Genomic DNA, 18,912 nt, shown 5'->3' with positions numbered 1-18,912 from the left:
ATTATTTTATTAATGCAAAGATTACCGTAAATTGATGTTGCGTAACATGAATTAGACCTACTTTTGCGCATCATGAAAAACTTAGCTGATATACCGGTTACTATTCGGGAGTGGCGGCTAAAACACTTAAACGAGCACCAACTAACCATTCTGCTTAGCCTGACCGTTGGATTACTCAGCGGCCTTGCAGCCATTCTTCTGAAAAATGCCATTCATCTCGCCAATCATTATTTGACGCATGATTTTTCGTCATACGGACAGAGTTATCAATACCTGGCTTATCCGTTTATTGGTATCCTTGTTACCACGCTTTTTGTGAAGTATGTGGTGAAAGACGATATCGGGCATGGCGTGTCGAAAATTTTGTTCGCTATCTCTAACAAAAAAAGTATCATCAAAGTCCACAACACTTTCACTTCGATGATTGCCAGTGTGATTACCATTGGCTTTGGTGGCTCGGTGGGAGCGGAGGCCCCCGTTGTACTAACCGGTTCTTCTATTGGTTCGAACATCGCGCGAATGTTTCGGCTCAACTACCGGATGATGACGTTGATGGTAGGTTGCGGTGCGGCCGGAGCTATTGCCGGAATTTTTAAGGCACCATTGGCCGGTTTGCTGTTTGCCATCGAGGTGTTGATGCTCGACCTGACAATGTCGTCGTTGATTCCACTGTTGATATCAGCTGTTACTTCAGCTACCCTAACCTTCTTCTTCATGGGACAGGGATATCATTTCACTTTTAAACTGGCCGAATCATTCGACATTAAAAATGTACCGTGGTATATTTTGTTGGGCGTTTTTTGTGGTTTCATCTCGTTGCTCTTTACCCGAGGATCGATGTACATCGAAGGGAAATTTCACAAAATCAGGAATCCGCTGATGAAAGTATTGATTGGCGGCGGTATTTTGGGAATTCTGGTTTTCCTGTTTCCATCCCTGTGGGGTGAAGGATATTTTTCAATCGATGCCATATTAAATGAACGCAGTGCCGAGATTCTGAAGAATTCCATTTTTGTCGGATTACAGGACAATCATGTACTCTTTTTGGTCATTATCGCCGTCATATTGGTGATGAAAGTCGTTGCATCGGCGGTTACCACCGGAGCCGGAGGGATTGGAGGTATTTTTGCTCCGACGCTGTTCATGGGAGGAATGGCCGGGTTTCTGTTGGCCCAGTTGTTACTTTTTGGAAATATTTCCGTTCCGGCGCGTAACTTTGCTTTGGTGGGCATGGCCGGCGCCATGGCGGGCGTCATGCATGCCCCGATGACGGCCATCTTCCTCATCGCTGAAATTACCGGAGGCTTCAGTTTGTTTGTTCCACTCATGATTACCAGTGCTGTTTCGTACCTGACTATCATGCCGTTTGAACAACATTCTATTTACCACATACGCCTCGCACAGCGAGGAGAACTGATCACACATGACAAGGATAAAGCCATACTGACGTTGTTGAAACTCCGGAATGTGATTGAGACGGATTTACAAACCGTGTCGGTAGATGCCAATTTGGGCGAGCTGGTGAAAGTGATTTCCAAATCGAAACGAAACATTTTCCCGGTAGTGGACAAAAACAACCGATTCGAGGGAATTGTCCTGCTGGATGATATTCGGGAAATCATGTTCAACAACGAGATGTACGACAAAACATTCGTCACGGATGTAATGACTATGCCACCGACAACAGTCTCGAAAGATGAACGGATGGAAAGTGTGATGAAAAAGTTTCATGAAACGAGAGCGTGGAATTTACCTGTTCTGGAGGATGGAAAATACATCGGATTTATTTCAAAGGCGACGATTTTTAACGCCTACCGCAACGTGCTCGTCCACTTTTCGGAATAACCAAAGATAAAAGCTATTATAGAACATAAGGTTGGCGAAGAAACCATGAGATTATCCATAGTTTAAATTTGCATTTCGTAACATCTTGGCGCAACCGAAAAAGGGACGAAAAATTGTACCTTTGGGCAACACAAAACAGATTAAATTTTTACCATGAAAAAAGATACCCAGGTTTTTGAAATCATCGAAAAAGAAGACCAGCGACAGCGGAACGGAATTGAATTGATTGCTTCGGAGAACTTTGTATCGGAGCAGGTGATGGCAGCCATGGGCTCGTGCCTGACCAACAAATATGCAGAGGGTTACCCCGGACATCGTTATTACGGCGGATGTCAGCATGTTGATGAAGTGGAACAACTGGCCATCGACCGGATCAAAGAGCTGTTTGATGCCGAATATGCCAACGTGCAGCCGCACTCAGGTGCGCAGGCCAACATGGCGGTTTTGATGACGGTTCTGAAGCCTGGAGATACATTCATGGGACTCGACCTGTCGCACGGCGGTCACCTTTCACATGGTTCGCCGGTTAACTCATCCGGTCTGCTTTATAATCCGATTGCCTACAAAGTGAAGGAAGATACCGGCATGGTGGATTACGACATGATGGAAGAGCTGGCGCTGAAAGAAAAGCCGAAGTTGATTATCGGTGGTGCTTCGGCTTATTCACGTGAGTGGGATTATAAACGGATGCGCGAAATTGCAGACAAGATTGGAGCTATTTACATGGTGGACATGGCGCACCCGGCTGGTTTGATTGCTGCCGGCCTACTGGATAACCCGGTAAAATACGCGCACATTGTAACTTCAACTACGCATAAAACCCTGCGTGGTCCGCGTGGTGGTATTATCCTGATGGGTAAAGATTTTGAAAATCCATGGGGGATTACTACGAAGAAAGGTGAGGTGCGGATGATGTCTGCATTGCTCAATTCAGCTGTATTCCCCGGTATTCAGGGTGGACCACTCGAGCATGTAATTGCAGCCAAAGCCGTTTCATTTGGCGAAGCACTGAAGCCGGAATATAAAGAATACCAGCAACAGGTGCAGAAAAACGCCAGGGTAATGGCTCAGGCATTTATCGACAAAGGGTACAAAGTGATTTCCGGAGGAACCGATAATCACTCCATGTTGATTGACCTGCGAACCAAATTTCCGGATATTACCGGAAAAAAAGTGGAAAATACACTGGTTTTGGCCGACATTACCATCAACAAAAACATGGTACCGTTCGATAGCCGTTCTCCTTTCCAGACTTCTGGTTTGCGCGTCGGAACTCCGGCCATCACTACCCGTGGACTGAAAGAAGAGCACATGCCGTTAATCGTTGACTTGATTGATGAAGTGATTAGCAACATCGACGACGAAGCAACGCTCGACCGTGTTCGCGGAAAAGTGAATGAGATGATGAAAGACTTCCCGATTTTCGCATGGTAAGCGGGACTTAAAATATTTTTTCGAAATTAGGGGCTGATTTTAACAGCCCCTTTTTTTATGGAATGGTATCTGATTGCAGGTTTAATTGGTGTCGGTTTTCTGGCCGGATTTGTCAACACCTTAGCAGGCGGAGGCTCCATGCTGACACTGCCAATGCTGATGTTTCTGGGGCTTCCGGCGGGTGTAGCCAACGGAACCAACCGCGTAGCCATTTTGCTGCAGAATATTGCCGGTGTAAAAACCTTTCGTGATAACAAAGCCATTAATCTGAAAGTCGATTCGAGGCTGGCCATTCCGGCAGTAATCGGAGCCATACCCGGTGCTTTTATTGCGGCTGATTTGAATGAAGAGATCATGCGGCGGGTAATTGCCGTGGTGCTGGGGCTCATGTTTTTTCTGGTATTATTGAAACCAAAAACATGGGAGCGAAGCATGATAGCCGATCCCGAACGTCCCGTTTGGTGGCAGTATCTACTCTTTTTCTTCATTGGGATGTACGGAGGTTTTATTCAGGTGGGAACCGGATTTTTGCTGCTGGCAGGATTGGTAATGGGAAGCGGATACGATCTCGTTCGTGGTAACGCGGTGAAGAAATGGATCATACTACTCTATACTCCTTTGGCACTGGCTGTTTTCTTTTTTAATCACCAGGTGGATTTGAAAGCTGGTTTAATCCTGGCTGTCGGGAATATGTTGGGAGCAGTTGTCGGAGCTAAGTTTGCGGTTAGCTGGGGCCCTAAAGTGGTGAAATATTTTCTTCTGTTGGCGCTGGTAGTCGTGACGTTGAAATTATTTAACGTCTTCTGATATTCTTCCCGGAAGGGAAAAAAGAAAGCCCGGCTGTTGCTGCCAGGCTTCCCCCTGAATATTTTATTCGTTGTCTTATTTTTCATTGATGACCATCCGCGAGAACGGCGCGACATCCTGACCGACAAATTCGCCTTTCAGGTATTTGTAGTAACCGGTGATGGCAATCATGGCTGCATTATCGGTGGTGTAGGCAAATTTCGGAATGTGCAGTTTCCAATTGTGTTTTTCGGCTTCTTTTTGCAACGTTTCGCGTAAACCGCTGTTGGCCGAAACTCCACCGGCAATGGTAATCTCTTTGATGCCGGTTTCTTTAGCCGCTCTTTTTAATTTGGCCAGCAACACTTTGATGATGGTATGCTGAATAGAAGCACAAATGTCCGATTTGTTCTCTTCGATGAAGTCGGGATTGTTTTTGATGTTGTCGCGGATGAAATAAAGGAAAGATGTTTTTAGTCCACTGAAGCTGTAATCCAGTCCCTTAATTTTTGGTTCAGCAAATTTAAACGCTTTCGGATCTCCCTCTTTGGCCAGCTTGTCGATTAACGGGCCGCCGGGATAGGGGAGTCCCATCACTTTGGCACACTTGTCGAAAGCTTCGCCGGCTGCATCGTCGATGGTTTGTCCGATAACCTCCATGTCGAGGTAGTCGCGCACAATGATTATTTGTGAGTTTCCCCCGGAAACCAACAGGCAGAGGAACGGGAAGTTTGGGGCAGAATCATCATTTTCGTCTTCTTTGATGAAATGTGCCAGCACATGTCCTTGCAAGTGGTTAATTTCGATGAGCGGAATGCCGGAAGCCAAGGCAAAACCTTTGGCAAAAGATGTTCCGACTAACAAGGAACCCAACAATCCAGGCCCTCGTGTAAAGGCTACGGCTGAAATTTGATCGCGGGAGATACCGGCCTTTTTAATGGCTTGATCAACAACGGGAATAATATTCTGCTGGTGCGCCCGCGAGGCCAGTTCAGGAACAACTCCGCCATATGCTTTGTGAACAGCCTGGCCAGCTACTTCGTTACTCTTAATGACACCATTCTGAATGATGGCAGCAGAAGTATCATCGCAGGAGGATTCTATACCTAAAATGACAATATTTTCCTTGTTATTCATTGTGTATATTTTCCTTGAAAAATTTGGTGCAGACAGCTGTTGAATACTTGGATTGTCTGTTGAAAAAAACCTATTTTTATGTGCCCCAATATTAACATGATTTCCGGAGAGAATGTTTCTTCATAAAAGCGCAAAAGTATTAAAAAAAGCCATAAAATATTACTGATTGCCTTGCTGGTACTTGTGTCGTTACCGGTGCTGGCTTATCTTACTTTCCGTTCCAACAAAGTTCAGTTGAGGGTGGTGCAGTGGGTGACGCAACAACTTTCGGCCACGCTGAATACGCAGGTGAGTGTACAGGGGGTCGATATTGCGCTCTTTCACCAGATTGTACTGGAAGGAGTCTTAATTAAGGATCAGGCCAACGACACGTTAATTTATGCGAAAAACGTTAAGGCCGATATCGACAGTATTCGTTTGCAGAAGCGGAGCGTCCACTTCAGTAATCTCTATTTGTGGGACGCAGAGGTCAATCTGCGAAAGGATTCATCGAAGCTGAATCTTCAATTTTTGATTGATTCGCTTAATGCGATGCCGGCTGACACCGTTCATCCGTGGAAAGTTACATTCGACAATGTTCATTTACGAAATTCGGAATTCAAATACCGACAGCTCAGTGGTACCAATCCTCATAAGCATGGGGTTAATTTTCATGATGTTGCTGTTCATAATCTGAATTTGTCTCTCCTTGATTATCAGGATGCCGATTCGGCTATGTCCTTTCGCATCGATCATCTATCCTTTAAAGAAAAATCAGGGTTTGCGGTAAAAAACATCGCTTTTAATGCCCGGATTGACTCGTCGACGTTTACTGCTACGAACTTCTTTCTGGAGACAGACAGCACAAGACTGGATGCGGCGGAGTTGCAATTTAGTCCCCGAACCATACCTGTCGATTCGACTGAGTTGACTCAGAACGATGAGCTGTATCCATTCTTGTCGAAACTGAATAATTATCAGGTCAATTCGCAGTTTAACGATTCCCGTGTGTCGTTGCATGATTTAGCCTATTTCGTGCCGTCGCTGTGGGGAATGGACGCACCGTTTCACTTCTCAGGGGTGGTCAGAGGAACCGTGGATAACTTCAAGATTCGGGATTTCAAATTCAGAATCGGGAAATACACCCGTTTTCAGGCTGACCTCGATATGCAGGGATTGCCCGACTGGCAAAAGACCTACATCTTCTTTAAGTTTTACGACAACACGTTTGATTTTCGTGATTTAGCGGCACTGAAGTTGCCGGAAGGAATGAAGCCCATTCGGATTCCGAAGCAATTACTCGACAGTGTTCAGCTAACCTACCGGGGAAACTTTACCGGATTCCCGTCGGATTTTGTGGCTTATGGTACGCTCAACGGAGATTTGGGACAGATTTCCAGTGACCTTGCCTTTAAACCGACCGAAAATGGAAAGGTCGATTTTGAAGGACGAGTGATTACCCGTTCTTTCGATTTGGGAAAGGTGCTGAATAATCAATCGTTGGGAGCTATATCGATGCGTACCAAATTGAATGGAACCCGTTTGGGCAATGGGAAATTTAGTGCGAAAATTCAGGGGATGATCGATAGCTTGTATTACAACAATTACCGCATCAAATCGATATATCTGAATGGAAATGCGCGGGAGCGAGGGTTCGACGGGGAAATCTATGCAGACGATCCGAACCTGCAATTCTTCTTCTCTGGTAAGGCCGATTTGGAACCGAAAATTCCGGTTTTCAATTTTACGACAACGGTTGATAAGGCCAATCTTTATGTACTCGGTTTGGACAAAAAAGTAAAAAATGCCAGCGTTTCATTTGGATTGGAAGCCAATTTCCGCGGAAGCAATTTCGATAACATGAACGGGGAAATAAACTTCGACCAGATCAGTTATACCCGCGACATTGGAACATTGGATTTATCGGGTGTGAATCTGAAGACGGAGAATTCGCCCGAGCACAACTCCATTTCCCTTCGTTCCGACTTTGTTGATCTGGATATGGATGGAAAATACCGCTTCAATGATATTCTTCTGTCATTCCGCGATTATGTACAGCATTACCTGCCATCGGCTAAGCTACCATTTGCCGGGAAACAGGCTGTTGGAGAAAATCGGTTTCATTTCAATTTACAGCTCAAGGAGTCAGATCAGCTGAGTAAGTTTTTCCTTCCGGAATTGGAAGCGAAGCCTCCCGTGCGGATTTCGGGGAATTTCGATTCCAACAAACATCTTTTTAACCTGGATGGATTCGCTCCGGATATCACTTATCAGAACAATGAAATTGAAGGATTCTCTCTAAGGGCGCGCTCCGATGCTGACAGGACCAGTATTCGTGCCGGAATTAACAAAGTAACCCTGAAAGGGAAGCATGATATTTACAATCTGACTCTGAATAATACAGCGTTTAACGATAGTTTGGCTACGTGGTTAACATGGAATAATACGGATACGGTAACCTACAGTGGTGAGGTCAATACGTTGACCACGTTTAGTCGTGATTCGGTGACCGGAAGAAATCACACCGAAGTTGCCATTCATCCGACGAAAATTTGGGTGGCCGATAGTTTATGGCAAATCGAACCTTCGCATCTGACCATCGATTCAACCCGTTGGACAGTAGCTGATTTTCATGTTCATCACCGGAAGGAAGAGTTTAAAGTCGACGGTGTGGTGTCTAAAAATCCGGACGATAAACTCGATCTCTCTTTTGGGAACCTGAAATTAGGCGACTTTTCCGATTTGCTTGACAGCGATTTGATGATGAGCGGTACGCTTGATGGTAAAGCCAGTTTTAGTAACCTGTACCGAAAATTGGTTGTATCGGGTGATTTGGGAATTATGGACCTGATATTTCAGGATACTCCGTTGGGTGATGTTTCAATAAAAAGTAACTGGGATCCTGTAAGGCAAAAGGTTGTTTCGTCCCTGAATCTGACATCGGACGGAAAGGATCGGCTCGACATTTCCGGTGCATATACGCCTGACAGTAACCGAGTGGATTATTTGGCAAAAATAAAAGGTGTTCCGCTTCAGATGCTGTATCCTTTCATGACGAGTTTTGCCGACCAATTTAGCGGAGAGGGATATGGAAACCTGAGGATGTCGGGGAATCTGGACAAACCTCGGTTTGACGGAGATGTTTTTGTGCAGAGTGGTAAAATCGGAATCGATTACCTGAAAACCAATTACGATTATTCGGATACGGTATTTTTCAAGAATGATTCAATTATTTTTAACAGAATCTTACTGAGAGACGCGGATAATCACATTGCTCGTTTGGATGGTACCATCCGTCATACACTCTTCAGTGATATGAAGTATGATTTGTCCGTCACAACGGCTGATATAGAAGTATTGAATACGACGGCTCGTGACAACAACCTGTTCTACGGGAAGGCTCATGCTTCGGGTGGAATTCGGATTACTGGCGAGAGACAGCATGTGAGGCTCGACATTTCGTTGAGAACTGAACCCGGAACGCAGATATTTCTACCGATGGAACGGCCGGAATCGGCGAGTGAATATAACTTTATTACCTTTGTTAATTCGACAAAAACCGATAGTACTCAACATCTGACCGTTAAAAAGCCGGAGAATAATTCGGATTTTGAAATGTACATGGATGTAGAGGCAACGCCTAGTGCCAAGGTGCAAATCATTTTCGACTCGACCATTGGTGATGTGATTAAAGGACAGGGGAATGGCAACCTGCGTCTGGTTTACGACCGGGAAGGAAATTTCAGGGTATATGGCGATTATGTAGTGGAGAAAGGAGATTATCTTTTCACGCTGCAAAACGTTATCAATAAAAAATTCAGGATTGAACAGGGAGGAACCATTTCGTGGAATGGCGACCCGTATGATGCTGTTGTCAATTTAGATGCGGTCTACAAACTACGGGCATCGCTCTATGATTTGTTGCTGAATACAAGTAACGAAGGTGATTATTCGCGGCGCATTCCGGTTGAGGTGAAAATAAATCTTTCGAAAAAACTTTTTAATCCGGCAGTTAAATTCGATATTGAATTCCCGACGGCAGATAAACGAACGCGCGATGAAGTCCAGCAGTACATTAGTACGCAGGATGAAATTAACCGACAGATTCTCTCTTTACTGGTAATGGGACAGTTCTATACCCCGGAATATCTTCGTGGTAACCAGAATTTTGAAACAACCGGTGCCAGCATGGTCAATGCCACTACCTCGGAAATGTTGTCAAACCAGTTGTCGAACTGGCTTTCGCAGATTAGCAACGATTTCGATATTGGTTTCAATTATCGTCCGGGTGACCAGGTTAGTAACCGGGAAATTGAGGTGGCGTTGAGCACCCAGATTCTGGATGACCGGGTGACTATCAATGGTAATATCGGCAACAACGGTAGTTTACAGTCGAGCAATACCAACCAGATTGTGGGAGAGGTGGAAGTTTATGTGAATCTCGATAAATCGGGGAAACTGCAGCTGAAAGCTTACAACCGCTCCAACGATGATTTGATATACGATACCAGCCCGTATACGCAGGGTATTGGTATTTCCTTCCGGGAAGAATTCGATTCTTTCGATGATTTGTTCCAGCGTTATTTTAAGAAAAGTCAGGAGAAAAAACGAGAACAGGCATTGAAAAAGAAAAGAAAAAAGGCTGCTGAATCGTCATCCGGTCAGTAAGATTAATTAAGATTCATTATTTTTGCTTTCATCATATTTTCGCGATATTCAAGACATCAAAATCACAACGAAATTACGGTAATACATATGGTTAATCTCTTATTCCTCCAAAGTACAGATGCCGCTGCCGATACGGCCAATATGGCTGCACAGGCGGCGCAGGGAGCTGTCGAACTGAAGTTTTGGGACCTGGTTCTCAAAGGTGGTTGGATCATGATTCCTATTTTTCTCCTGTCGATTATTGCTGTTTACATTTTTGTGGAACGTTATTACGCCATTAAAAGAGCCGCAAAAATAGACGATCGTTTCATCGATCAAATAAAAGATAATATTCACAACAGCCGTTTCGATGCAGCGTTGGCGCTTTGCCGTAACAACGATACACCGGTTGCCCGGATGATTGAAAAAGGAGTATCACGCATTGGCCGGCCGTTGAACGACGTGAATACCGCCATCGAGAATGTTGGAAATCTCGAAATTTCCAAATTGGAAAAGGGACTTCCTACTTTGGCCAGTGTTTCCGGAGGTGCCCCGATGCTGGGATTCCTCGGAACCGTAATGGGAATGATTCAGGCCTTTTATGATATGTCGAATGCCGGAAGTAACGTGGATGTATCGTTGCTTTCAAGCGGTATCTATCAGGCCATGGTTACTACCGTTGCCGGATTGATTGTTGGTATTATCAGCTACTTTGCCTACAATATTTTGGTGGCACGCGTCGAAAAGGTTGTTTTTAAAATGGAAGCGACTACTTCTGAATTTATGGATTTACTGCACGAACCTGCAAAATAAACAAGCATTTGTATGGCATTACGTCGAAGAAATAAAGTGAACGCGGGTTTCAGTATGTCGTCAATGACGGACATTGTATTCCTGTTGCTCATTTTTTTCATGGTCACATCAACCTTGATTAGCCCCAATGCGCTGAAAATGTTGCTTCCGAAGAGCAACAATCAAACCAATGCCAAGCCGCTTACAACGATTTCGATTACGAAAGACCTAAACTATTATGTGAATAATAATGGTCGTCTGGTGAAGGTAAATTTCAGTGAAATTGAGCCCTATTTGCAGGAAACGCTGCATGGAAAGAATGACATCTATATTTCGCTGCATGCTGAGAAATCGGTTCCGATTGAACAAGTGGTGAAAGTGATGAATATTGCCAAACGAAATCATTATAAAATGATTTTGGCCACGAGTCCCGAACAAACCCGATAATAACTATATGTCCAACATCGGTAAACATAGAAGAGGAATTCTGGGGACCATCCTGTTTCACGGGGTGATTATCTTGTTGTTATTATTCTTCGGATTTGTTACGCCGCTTCCGTTGCCGGAAGAACAAGGGATTTTAGTTGATTTCGGAAATTCAGCCACAGGCTCCGGGGCCAGAGAACCTGCCAGGAGAGCAGCACAGGCGCCAGTCAAAAAGGTGGAGAAGAAAAAAGAACCGGTTGTTACTCCTCCTCCGGTAAGTAAACCAAAAGCACAACCCAAAACAGCACCTAATCAGGGAAAAGAGAAGGTGTTGACGCAGGATTTTGAAGAATCGGCTGCAGTTAATTCCGGAACGAAAAAAAGTAAGGTCGACGAGGAGAAGAAAAGACAGGAAGAACTTGCGCGCCAAAAGAAGATCGCGGAAGAAAAAGCCCGTCAGGAGGAGCTGGAAAAACAGCGTCAGGCTGAGCTGGAACGTCAGCGTAAGGCTGAAGCCGAGCGAAAGAAAAAAGAAGAAGAGCAACGCCAAATAGCGGAGATTAATTCAAGGGCACAATCAGCTTTTGGCGGCGGAAAAACCGATAATGGCTCCGATAGTAAGAGCCAGGGAGTTACTTACGGTGGTGGTAACCAGGGAAGCCCTGATGGTTCGCCCGGCGTAAACCGTTATGGCAATGGAGGAGGAAGTGGAAATACCTACAACCTCTCAGGCCGGAGCTTAGTTGGAGGACTGCCCAAACCCGACTTTCCGGGAAACGAAGAAGGAACAGTTGTCGTTGAAATAACCGTCGACAAATATGGAAAAGTAACCCAGGCAAATCCTGGCGTGAAAGGCTCCAATACCATCAATCCCTCATTGTTGGCTGCGGCCAAAAAAGCGGCCTTATCCGCCCGTTTTAATACCGATAACAACGCTTCCGCTTTCCAAAAAGGAACCATTACCTACCACTTCGTACTCGATTAACTTTCTCTTTTTTAACTTTCTTTATTTTTTATAAGCATTGATTTTGAGGCATTTTTTCTGTAATTTGTACTCAGTCTTTATAGGTAAAGAACAGACGAAAGAGGTTAAAAGGAGAAAAAGGGACATTCAAAGACAGATTCTTATCTCACACACTTAACCTTCCTAATCCCGCCTTTATGGCAAGTCCTGGCATTATGCCACTGTGTTTTCATACGTGAAACGACCGGTATTTGAGTTTTTCCTCAATTACAGGGTCTGCGTCACTTTCGCCGGGAGCGAAAGTGCGATTAATTACAGTAAAAATTTTATGATTATGGATGTAGGAAGAAATTACCAGTTCAGCGATGCGCAGTTGGTCCGGATCGGATCAGAAATTAAAAATCTTCTCCCATTGTACATTCGGCAGTTAACGGATCATACTCCGGCCATAAATGAAGATTTTTTGATTCAATTTCAACGTACCTTAAAGGAGGCAAAATCAGTGCCTGCAACCGACTCCCTGGATGAAGAAATTAGTCTGTTGGAGGAAGAGATTAAAGAAAAGATGGAAAATGCGTGCATTGTATTTCGGTCACTCCGATTGTACATTCAGGCAGCTTTTCCGCATGACAGAAGGGTTTGGGAGCAACTCGGTTTTTGTGATTATCAACGGGCCAGTGCCAATCGCAATCAAATGCTGATGAAATTGCAGGAGTTGCAAAAATTGGTGGAAAAACACCGTTCGGCCCTTCAGGGTGTCCATTGTCCACCAGATTATTATTGGCAAATTAGGGTCCTGAGAGGTGAACTACAGTCTATGGGCCAAAAACTCAATCAGCAACAGGTTGAACAGAAGCGGTTGCAATCATTGAGATTGGCACGTATGAATGAGTTGTATGCCAAGGTGCTGCTCATTTCGGATGTTGCGAAGAAAGTCTTTATAGGCAAGCCGCAAGTTATCGAAATGTTTCAGTTGCCGAAACATTTGGCAGCAGTAGGATAAAATTAATATGGAAAATGGAAGAAGAAAAGCGCAGAAAATATTCTGCCAGTTCTGGAAAATGGTTGTCTTGATGAAGGCAGCCATTTTTTTTGATTGTGCACACACAAAACGAGCGGTTGCTCGTTCATTCTGGTACGTCATCTTTCTTATCTTTGCGGCATTCCGATGTACGACCGGAACATAAATCGTCCCGATGAAACGAGAAAGTGGAATATTATTGCATCCTACATCCCTTCCGGGGAAATATGGAATAGGCTCAATTGGATCACAATCACGCTGGTTTGTTGACTGGCTGTACGCACATGGCCAAAAAGTGTGGCAAATTCTGCCGTTAAATCCAACCGGGTTCAACCATTCTCCTTATCAGTGTTATTCGGCTTTCGCCGGAAATCCAAATTTGATCGATTTGGATGAGTTGGTTTCATCAGGTTATCTGGAAACAGGTGACTTAAGTACGGTTCCTCATTTTTCCAGTCATTGCGCTGATTTTGCCGAAGCGATTGAATTTCGGGAACCTCTTTTGCAAAAAGCATTTATTCGTTTCCGGGAAACCGGTGGTTTCGGTCTTCCGGAATATACACAGTTTTGGGATGAACATGCCTGGTGGCTCGATTCGTATTCACTTTTTTACGCGTGTCACAAAAATCTGAAGGGTAAGAATTGGAACTATTGGGAAGATGCCCTGGCAACCCGGACTGAAGGAGCACTTCATTTCCATTTTCGCCGTTTTCGGGAAGATGTGGAATATCAGCGATTCCTGCAATTTGTTTTTTTTCGACAGTGGTTTGCATTAAAACACTATGCTAACGAAAAAGGAGTTGAAATTCTCGGTGATATTCCGCTTTATGTTTCGTATGACAGCGCCGATGTTTGGGCCAATCAGGATCTGTTTATGCTGGACGAAAAGCGAAAGCCTGTAAAAGTTGGCGGGGTTCCTCCCGATTATTTCAGCGAAACGGGGCAACGTTGGGGAAACCCACTTTACAAGTGGGAACGCATGAAAGAACGGGGATTTGACTGGTGGATGGCACGTATTCATTTCAACCTGAAAATGTTCGACCGGGTTCGTATTGATCATTTCAGGGGGCTGGAGTCATTTTGGGCGATTCCGTATGGCGAAAAAACGGCGGTAAAGGGAGAGTGGCTTCCTGCCATGGGAGATGAGTTGTTCCGTATTTTACGCGCTCAGTTGGGAAACTTGCCCATCATTGCGGAGGATTTGGGAACAATTACGGATGAAGTTCACGCATTGCGGAAGAAATACGGATTCCCCGGAATGAAAGTGCTTCAGTTTGCTTTTGAGAGTGGAAGCGACAACGAATACCTTCCGCACAATTACGAAACTGATTTTGTGGTTTACACCGGAACCCACGACAATAATACGACACGAGGCTGGTGGAAATCTCTAAAAGCTGAAGAGCGAAGAGAAGTGCTTCCCCATTTGCCAAATCCAAAAGAGGAGAAACACTGGCAGCTTATCCGGCTGGCCCTCTCATCGGTCGCTGAAACAGCTATTATTCCTTTGCAGGATGTAATGGGACTTAATGATCGGGCGCGAATGAACACACCGGGTACGGTCGACGGAAACTGGAATTGGCGATTTACCCAACGGGAGTTACATCGTCATCATGGCGAAAAGCTATTGAAACTAACCCGCCTGTACGCACGATAAAACTGCTTGCAGAAACAGTTTAGGTTGCTCGGCGTGTAACCAGTGACCTGCATCGGGAATATCGATGATGCGCGCATCCGGATAAATTTCTTCAATCGCCGGAATATCCTCATCATTAATGTACTTCGATTTCAAGCCTCGGATAAATGTCACCGGGTAGCGGAGAATGGGCTTTCTGTCTTCAAACCATTCAGCATTGACTTCGCTAATGATTTGTGGCAGATATTTTTTCAGCACAGGAACATTTAAGCGCCACATGAATTTGCCTTCCTTTGTGCGTTTGATGTTTTTCAGTAAAAATTGCCGTAGCCCCACAGCATCTAATTTGGTCGCCAAATACTGGTCGATCTCCTTTCGCGTTTCCACCTGACTTAAATCAAGCTCGTCCAATAATTCCAGGATGGTTTGATGCATGTGGAAATTCGATTTCGATCGGTCGAGTTCAGTGTAATCTTTGGGAGCTATATCGGCAACAATCAGGCAATTCACCTTGTCAGGGTAATCAGCAGCGAAATGCATGGCCACTTTTCCACCCATGCTGTGACCCAGGACGGTGGCTTTATCCAGCTCCTGTTCCTCGAAAAAGCCGGCCACATCTTCGCTCATGGCTTCAAAAGTATGGACATCAGCATTGGGCGAATCACCATGATTCCGAAGATTCAGGAGGTAAACTGTATAGGATTCTGAAAGATGTTTTCCGATGGTGAGCCAGTTATCCGAAGAGCCATATAGCCCATGCAGAATAACCATATTCGGGCCGGAGCCCATTTTCTTAAACTTCAGTGAAACACGCATAAATTACCTCAGGCACTCTTTGTATTTTAAAATAGTCAATTCCAAACCAAGATAAATGGCTTCGGAGATTAAGGCGTGGCCAATAGAGACTTCGAGCAGACCGGGAATGTTTTGATTGAAGAAGCGGAGATTCTCCAGGCTTAGATCATGACCGGCGTTCAGGCCCAACTCCGATTCCATGGCTACTTCAGCAGCCTGAATGAAAGGTGCAATGGCTTTTTCCGGCGCAGCAGGATAATCCGTGGCGTAAGGTTCAGTATACAATTCAACCCTATCGGCACCAACTTTGGCTGCTCCTTCGATAAAGCGGGCTTCAGTTCCCACAAAAACCGAAGTACGAATACCTGCCTTTTTAAATTCGCCGATTATTTCTGTCAGAAACTCTTTATTGTCAAGTGTATTCCAACCAGCATTGGAGGTCAATGCATCAGGGCCATCGGGGACAAGTGTTACCTGATGAGGTTTCACTTCCAGTACCAAATCCATAAATTTTTTGGAAGGATATCCTTCGATGTTGAACTCGGTGGTAATCAGTGGGCGAATCTCCCGAACATCGTTGTAACGGATATGTCGTTCATCCGGGCGGGGGTGTACGGTAACTCCTTCGGCTCCAAATTTCTCACAGTTCATGGCAGCCTCCAAAACGTTGGGAATATTGCCTCCCCGCGAATTTCGTAGTGTTGCTATTTTATTTATATTTACACTTAAGCGTGTCATCATTTACAAATATTGATTGAATGCGCAATTTACAATTTAGATTGCAAATGAATAAATAAATATATCATATTGTGACTGCCAGCGAACTCATATCCGACAGTATTCCGACAGTAAGTCTTGAAGAAACAGGACTTAAAGCTCTGAATTTAATGGAGGTGTTTCATGTGAACCATCTTCCGGTAGTGAATGGTGCGGAATATTTTGGCATTATATCCGATCAGGATATATATAATGCTGACAATTTTGAGGAACAAATTGAACAATATGGTATTAATATGCCGCAGCCGCATGTGCATCGAAATCAGCATATTTTTGAGGTCGTCGGTATTGCTTCGCAATGCGGTGTGACCGTTGTTCCGGTACTCGATATGGATCACTCTTATATGGGAGCCATTTCGCAAAGGGAAGTGAACCGGAAACTGTCGGATTTGGTGGCCGTAAACGAGCCTGGCGGAATTATAGTGCTGGAATTGTGTAAAACCGATTACTCGCTTTCGCAAATTGCACAGATTGTGGAAAGCAATGATGCCAAGATACTTAGTTTCTATGTAAGCCGCCCATCCGAATCGAGCAAGGAACTGGACGTGACCATCAAATTGAACAAAATGGATTTGTCGGGTGTCATACAAACATTCACCCGTTACGATTACAATATTAAGGCCACATACATGGACGATTCGCGCATAAATAATCTGTATGATGATCGCTTCGATCAGTTTATGCGTTATCTGAATACTTGAAAATGCCTGCAATTCATGAGAATAGCCATATTCGGTAGAACAATTAATCCGGTTTTTTACGATAGTCTGAAACGTTTGTTTGACATTCTGCATCTACACAATGTAGATGTGGTAATCTATCAGCCTTTCGCCGAATATCTCTGCAAGGAGGTTAAGTGCGATCCGGCTGTGCCGGGAGACTTCTCTACGCCGGAAGAACTGAAGAATGTAGATTTCTTTTTCAGTATTGGTGGAGATGGAACTTTTCTGGAGGGTGTTTCGTTTGTTCGTGACTCCGGAATTCCAATGGTGGGGATAAACAGTGGAAGGCTGGGATTTTTAGCCGACATTGCCCAGGAGGAACTGGAGTATGCCCTAGAGGACCTGTTCGCAGGACGCTATCGTCTGCAAACGCGTTCTTTGATAAAGCTGGAAGACGATAATGGTACGTTAGCCGATTTCCCGTATGCGCTGAATGAATTCACAGTGCATAAGAGGGATACTTCGCAAATGATAACAGTTCATACCCAAGTGGGGGATGAGTTTTTAAATTCCTATTGGGCCGACGGATTAATCGTATCGACACCAACCGGTTCAACCGCTTATTCGCTAAGTGTAGGAGGTCCGGTGATACCGCCGGTGGCTTCGAATTTCATCATTAGTCCGATTGCGCCGCATAATTTGAATATCCGGCCGGTAGTCATTCCCGATTACCAACAAATTACATTGACGGTTGAGGGGCGGGGTGGTCGTTTTATGACCACACTTGATTCCCGTTCAGCTGTATGTGAATCGGGAAAGGAAATTCGATTACGTAAAGCCGATTTCGGTATTAAGGTTCTCAAACTTTTCAATCACAGTTTTTACGGAACATTACGAACCAAATTAATGTGGGGAGTCGATCGTCGAAACTGAATTCTTTATCCGGTTAAAGATGCAATTTTTCACGCTTTTATCGGTTTATTATGGTAAGAGCGGAAGGAAAATTCTGCGAATCTATTACATTTGTAAACCTTGAGTCGGACAGATGAATTTTGGACTGATATATTCAACAGAACGGTTTTAAATTGTCGGCTCAATAATTTAAACTGGATGAAGAAACTGCTAATCATTACGGCAATTTTCCTGACCGGTATGAAGGTTCAGGCTCAGAAAACTGCGGATCTCGGTCTTATGACTGGGTTAGCATTTTATTGGGGAGATGTTCAGCAGGTTGATTACATGAAGTCGCTTTCACCGGCTTTTGGCGTATTTGCGCGTTGGAATATGAATAAACGAATGGCGGTAAAGGCACAGTTGATGATTGCCTCAATGAATGTGAAAGGAATATACAACGATGTGTATCTTTCGCAGCCCGATTTGGGATTTACTTTTCAGAATTCATTGGCATATCATTACCCACGTGATTTATCGCAGTATTATTCATTTCAACGATCCATCCAGATGCTCGAAGGGATTTTTGAGTTCAATTTTAAAGATTATGAACTGGGAAGCAAAAAGGCTTCCTTTACACCTTATATATCTGCTGGAATAGGCGTAATGTACACAAGGGCAAACGGTAGTGGTACGTTAATTTTGAATCAGCAGCCGAGAATTCCTCAGGGCGGCAATTTTTTTTATAATGCCTATGTTGATGCAAATGGACACACTACTAATGGGTTAGATGCTTTTTCTCCGGTTATTCCGGTTGGGATGGGTGTAAAGTGGAATATTTCCGATATTTTTGCCATCAATGTAGAAGCGATGGTTCGGAAAACCTTTACGGACAATATCGACAATCTGGATGATCCGATTCGGTTCCATTACTTCGACACATCCATGGTACCGGATCCAACGGATCCAACAGGAGTCAGGCAAACATATGCCGGCTATGTTGATAAGTTCTCGTCCAGTACCTTGCATAATAACGACTGGTTGTCAACGTTTACTGTTTCCTTCATCATCTTGTTGTGGGACGGTAAAAAGAATTGTCCGGTATACGACTAGTGATTAAGAA

Annotated in this window: 15 protein-coding genes; 12 read left to right on the top strand and 3 right to left on the bottom strand. The window is 44.4% G+C overall.

Annotated elements, in window-relative coordinates; translation table 11 throughout:
* Positions 1–72 precede the first annotated feature (72 nt).
* The 3 genes from T426_RS0121645 (at position 73) to T426_RS0121635 (ending at position 4,086) form a co-directional block, all read left to right on the top strand.
* On the top strand, positions 73–1,845 hold the full coding sequence (locus T426_RS0121645; RefSeq protein WP_036985524.1) for a chloride channel protein: 1,773 nt from the start codon (positions 73–75) through the stop codon (positions 1,843–1,845).
* Between the two features lie 153 nt (positions 1,846–1,998).
* Positions 1,999–3,279 (top strand): serine hydroxymethyltransferase, encoded by a 1,281-nt coding sequence (glyA, locus tag T426_RS0121640; RefSeq protein ID WP_025863606.1) that lies wholly within the window; start codon positions 1,999–2,001, stop codon positions 3,277–3,279.
* 57 nt (positions 3,280–3,336) lie between these two features.
* On the top strand, positions 3,337–4,086 hold the full coding sequence (locus T426_RS0121635; RefSeq protein ID WP_025863607.1) for a sulfite exporter TauE/SafE family protein: 750 nt from the start codon (positions 3,337–3,339) through the stop codon (positions 4,084–4,086).
* Positions 4,087–4,161: 75 nt separating this feature from the next.
* Here the strand turns inward: T426_RS0121635 and tsaD are convergent, their stop codons facing one another.
* Complete coding sequence (tsaD, locus tag T426_RS0121630) at positions 4,162–5,202, bottom strand: tRNA (adenosine(37)-N6)-threonylcarbamoyltransferase complex transferase subunit TsaD (RefSeq protein ID WP_025863608.1); 1,041 nt, start codon at positions 5,200–5,202, stop codon at positions 4,162–4,164.
* A gap of 171 nt (positions 5,203–5,373) precedes the next feature.
* Between tsaD and T426_RS0121625 the strand changes: the two genes are divergently transcribed.
* The 6 genes from T426_RS0121625 to malQ all read left to right on the top strand — a co-directional run bounded on the left by T426_RS0121625 (position 5,374) and on the right by malQ (position 14,685).
* A complete protein-coding gene (locus T426_RS0121625) occupies positions 5,374–9,849 on the top strand; it encodes a translocation/assembly module TamB domain-containing protein (protein WP_027586273.1) in 4,476 nt (1,491 codons plus the stop codon).
* 87 nt (positions 9,850–9,936) lie between these two features.
* Positions 9,937–10,641 carry a MotA/TolQ/ExbB proton channel family protein gene (locus tag T426_RS0121620; RefSeq protein WP_025863611.1) on the top strand — a complete coding sequence of 235 codons (705 nt, stop codon included), beginning with the start codon at positions 9,937–9,939 and terminating at the stop codon, positions 10,639–10,641.
* Between the two features lie 12 nt (positions 10,642–10,653).
* Positions 10,654–11,067 carry an ExbD/TolR family protein gene (locus T426_RS0121615; protein ID WP_025863612.1) on the top strand — a complete coding sequence of 138 codons (414 nt, stop codon included), beginning with the start codon at positions 10,654–10,656 and terminating at the stop codon, positions 11,065–11,067.
* Positions 11,068–11,074: 7 nt separating this feature from the next.
* A complete protein-coding gene (locus T426_RS0121610) occupies positions 11,075–12,031 on the top strand; it encodes a cell envelope integrity TolA family protein (RefSeq protein WP_025863613.1) in 957 nt (318 codons plus the stop codon).
* A 313-nt stretch (positions 12,032–12,344) separates the two neighbouring features.
* Positions 12,345–13,013 carry a hypothetical protein gene (locus T426_RS0121605; protein ID WP_025863614.1) on the top strand — a complete coding sequence of 223 codons (669 nt, stop codon included), beginning with the start codon at positions 12,345–12,347 and terminating at the stop codon, positions 13,011–13,013.
* 193 nt (positions 13,014–13,206) lie between these two features.
* On the top strand, positions 13,207–14,685 hold the full coding sequence (malQ, locus tag T426_RS0121595) for a 4-alpha-glucanotransferase (protein ID WP_025863615.1): 1,479 nt from the start codon (positions 13,207–13,209) through the stop codon (positions 14,683–14,685).
* Here malQ and T426_RS0121590 read toward each other — a convergent pair.
* Positions 14,662–15,480 carry an alpha/beta fold hydrolase gene (locus T426_RS0121590; protein ID WP_025863616.1) on the bottom strand — a complete coding sequence of 273 codons (819 nt, stop codon included), beginning with the start codon at positions 15,478–15,480 and terminating at the stop codon, positions 14,662–14,664. The genes malQ and T426_RS0121590 overlap by 24 nt on opposite strands.
* Before the next feature lie 3 nt (positions 15,481–15,483).
* On the bottom strand, positions 15,484–16,200 hold the full coding sequence (locus tag T426_RS0121585) for a pyridoxine 5'-phosphate synthase (RefSeq protein ID WP_234406523.1): 717 nt from the start codon (positions 16,198–16,200) through the stop codon (positions 15,484–15,486).
* 68 nt (positions 16,201–16,268) lie between these two features.
* Here T426_RS0121585 and T426_RS0121580 point away from each other — a divergent pair, with 68 nt between their 5' ends.
* The 3 genes from T426_RS0121580 (at position 16,269) to T426_RS0121570 (ending at position 18,902) form a co-directional block, all read left to right on the top strand.
* Positions 16,269–16,937 (top strand): CBS domain-containing protein, encoded by a 669-nt coding sequence (locus T426_RS0121580; RefSeq protein WP_025863618.1) that lies wholly within the window; start codon positions 16,269–16,271, stop codon positions 16,935–16,937.
* A 15-nt stretch (positions 16,938–16,952) separates the two neighbouring features.
* Positions 16,953–17,831: an NAD kinase gene (locus tag T426_RS0121575; protein ID WP_025863619.1), complete on the top strand. Its 879-nt coding sequence runs from the start codon at positions 16,953–16,955 to the stop codon at positions 17,829–17,831.
* 177 nt (positions 17,832–18,008) lie between these two features.
* Positions 18,009–18,902 carry a DUF6089 family protein gene (locus T426_RS0121570; RefSeq protein ID WP_025863620.1) on the top strand — a complete coding sequence of 298 codons (894 nt, stop codon included), beginning with the start codon at positions 18,009–18,011 and terminating at the stop codon, positions 18,900–18,902.
* The last annotated feature ends 10 nt before the right edge of the window (positions 18,903–18,912 follow it).

Source organism: Prolixibacter bellariivorans ATCC BAA-1284, assembly GCF_000621705.1.
Classification (GTDB): domain Bacteria; phylum Bacteroidota; class Bacteroidia; order Bacteroidales; family Prolixibacteraceae; genus Prolixibacter; species Prolixibacter bellariivorans.
Note: the sequence above shows the minus strand (reverse complement) of the source record. Positions and strands in the feature narration are given on the sequence as shown.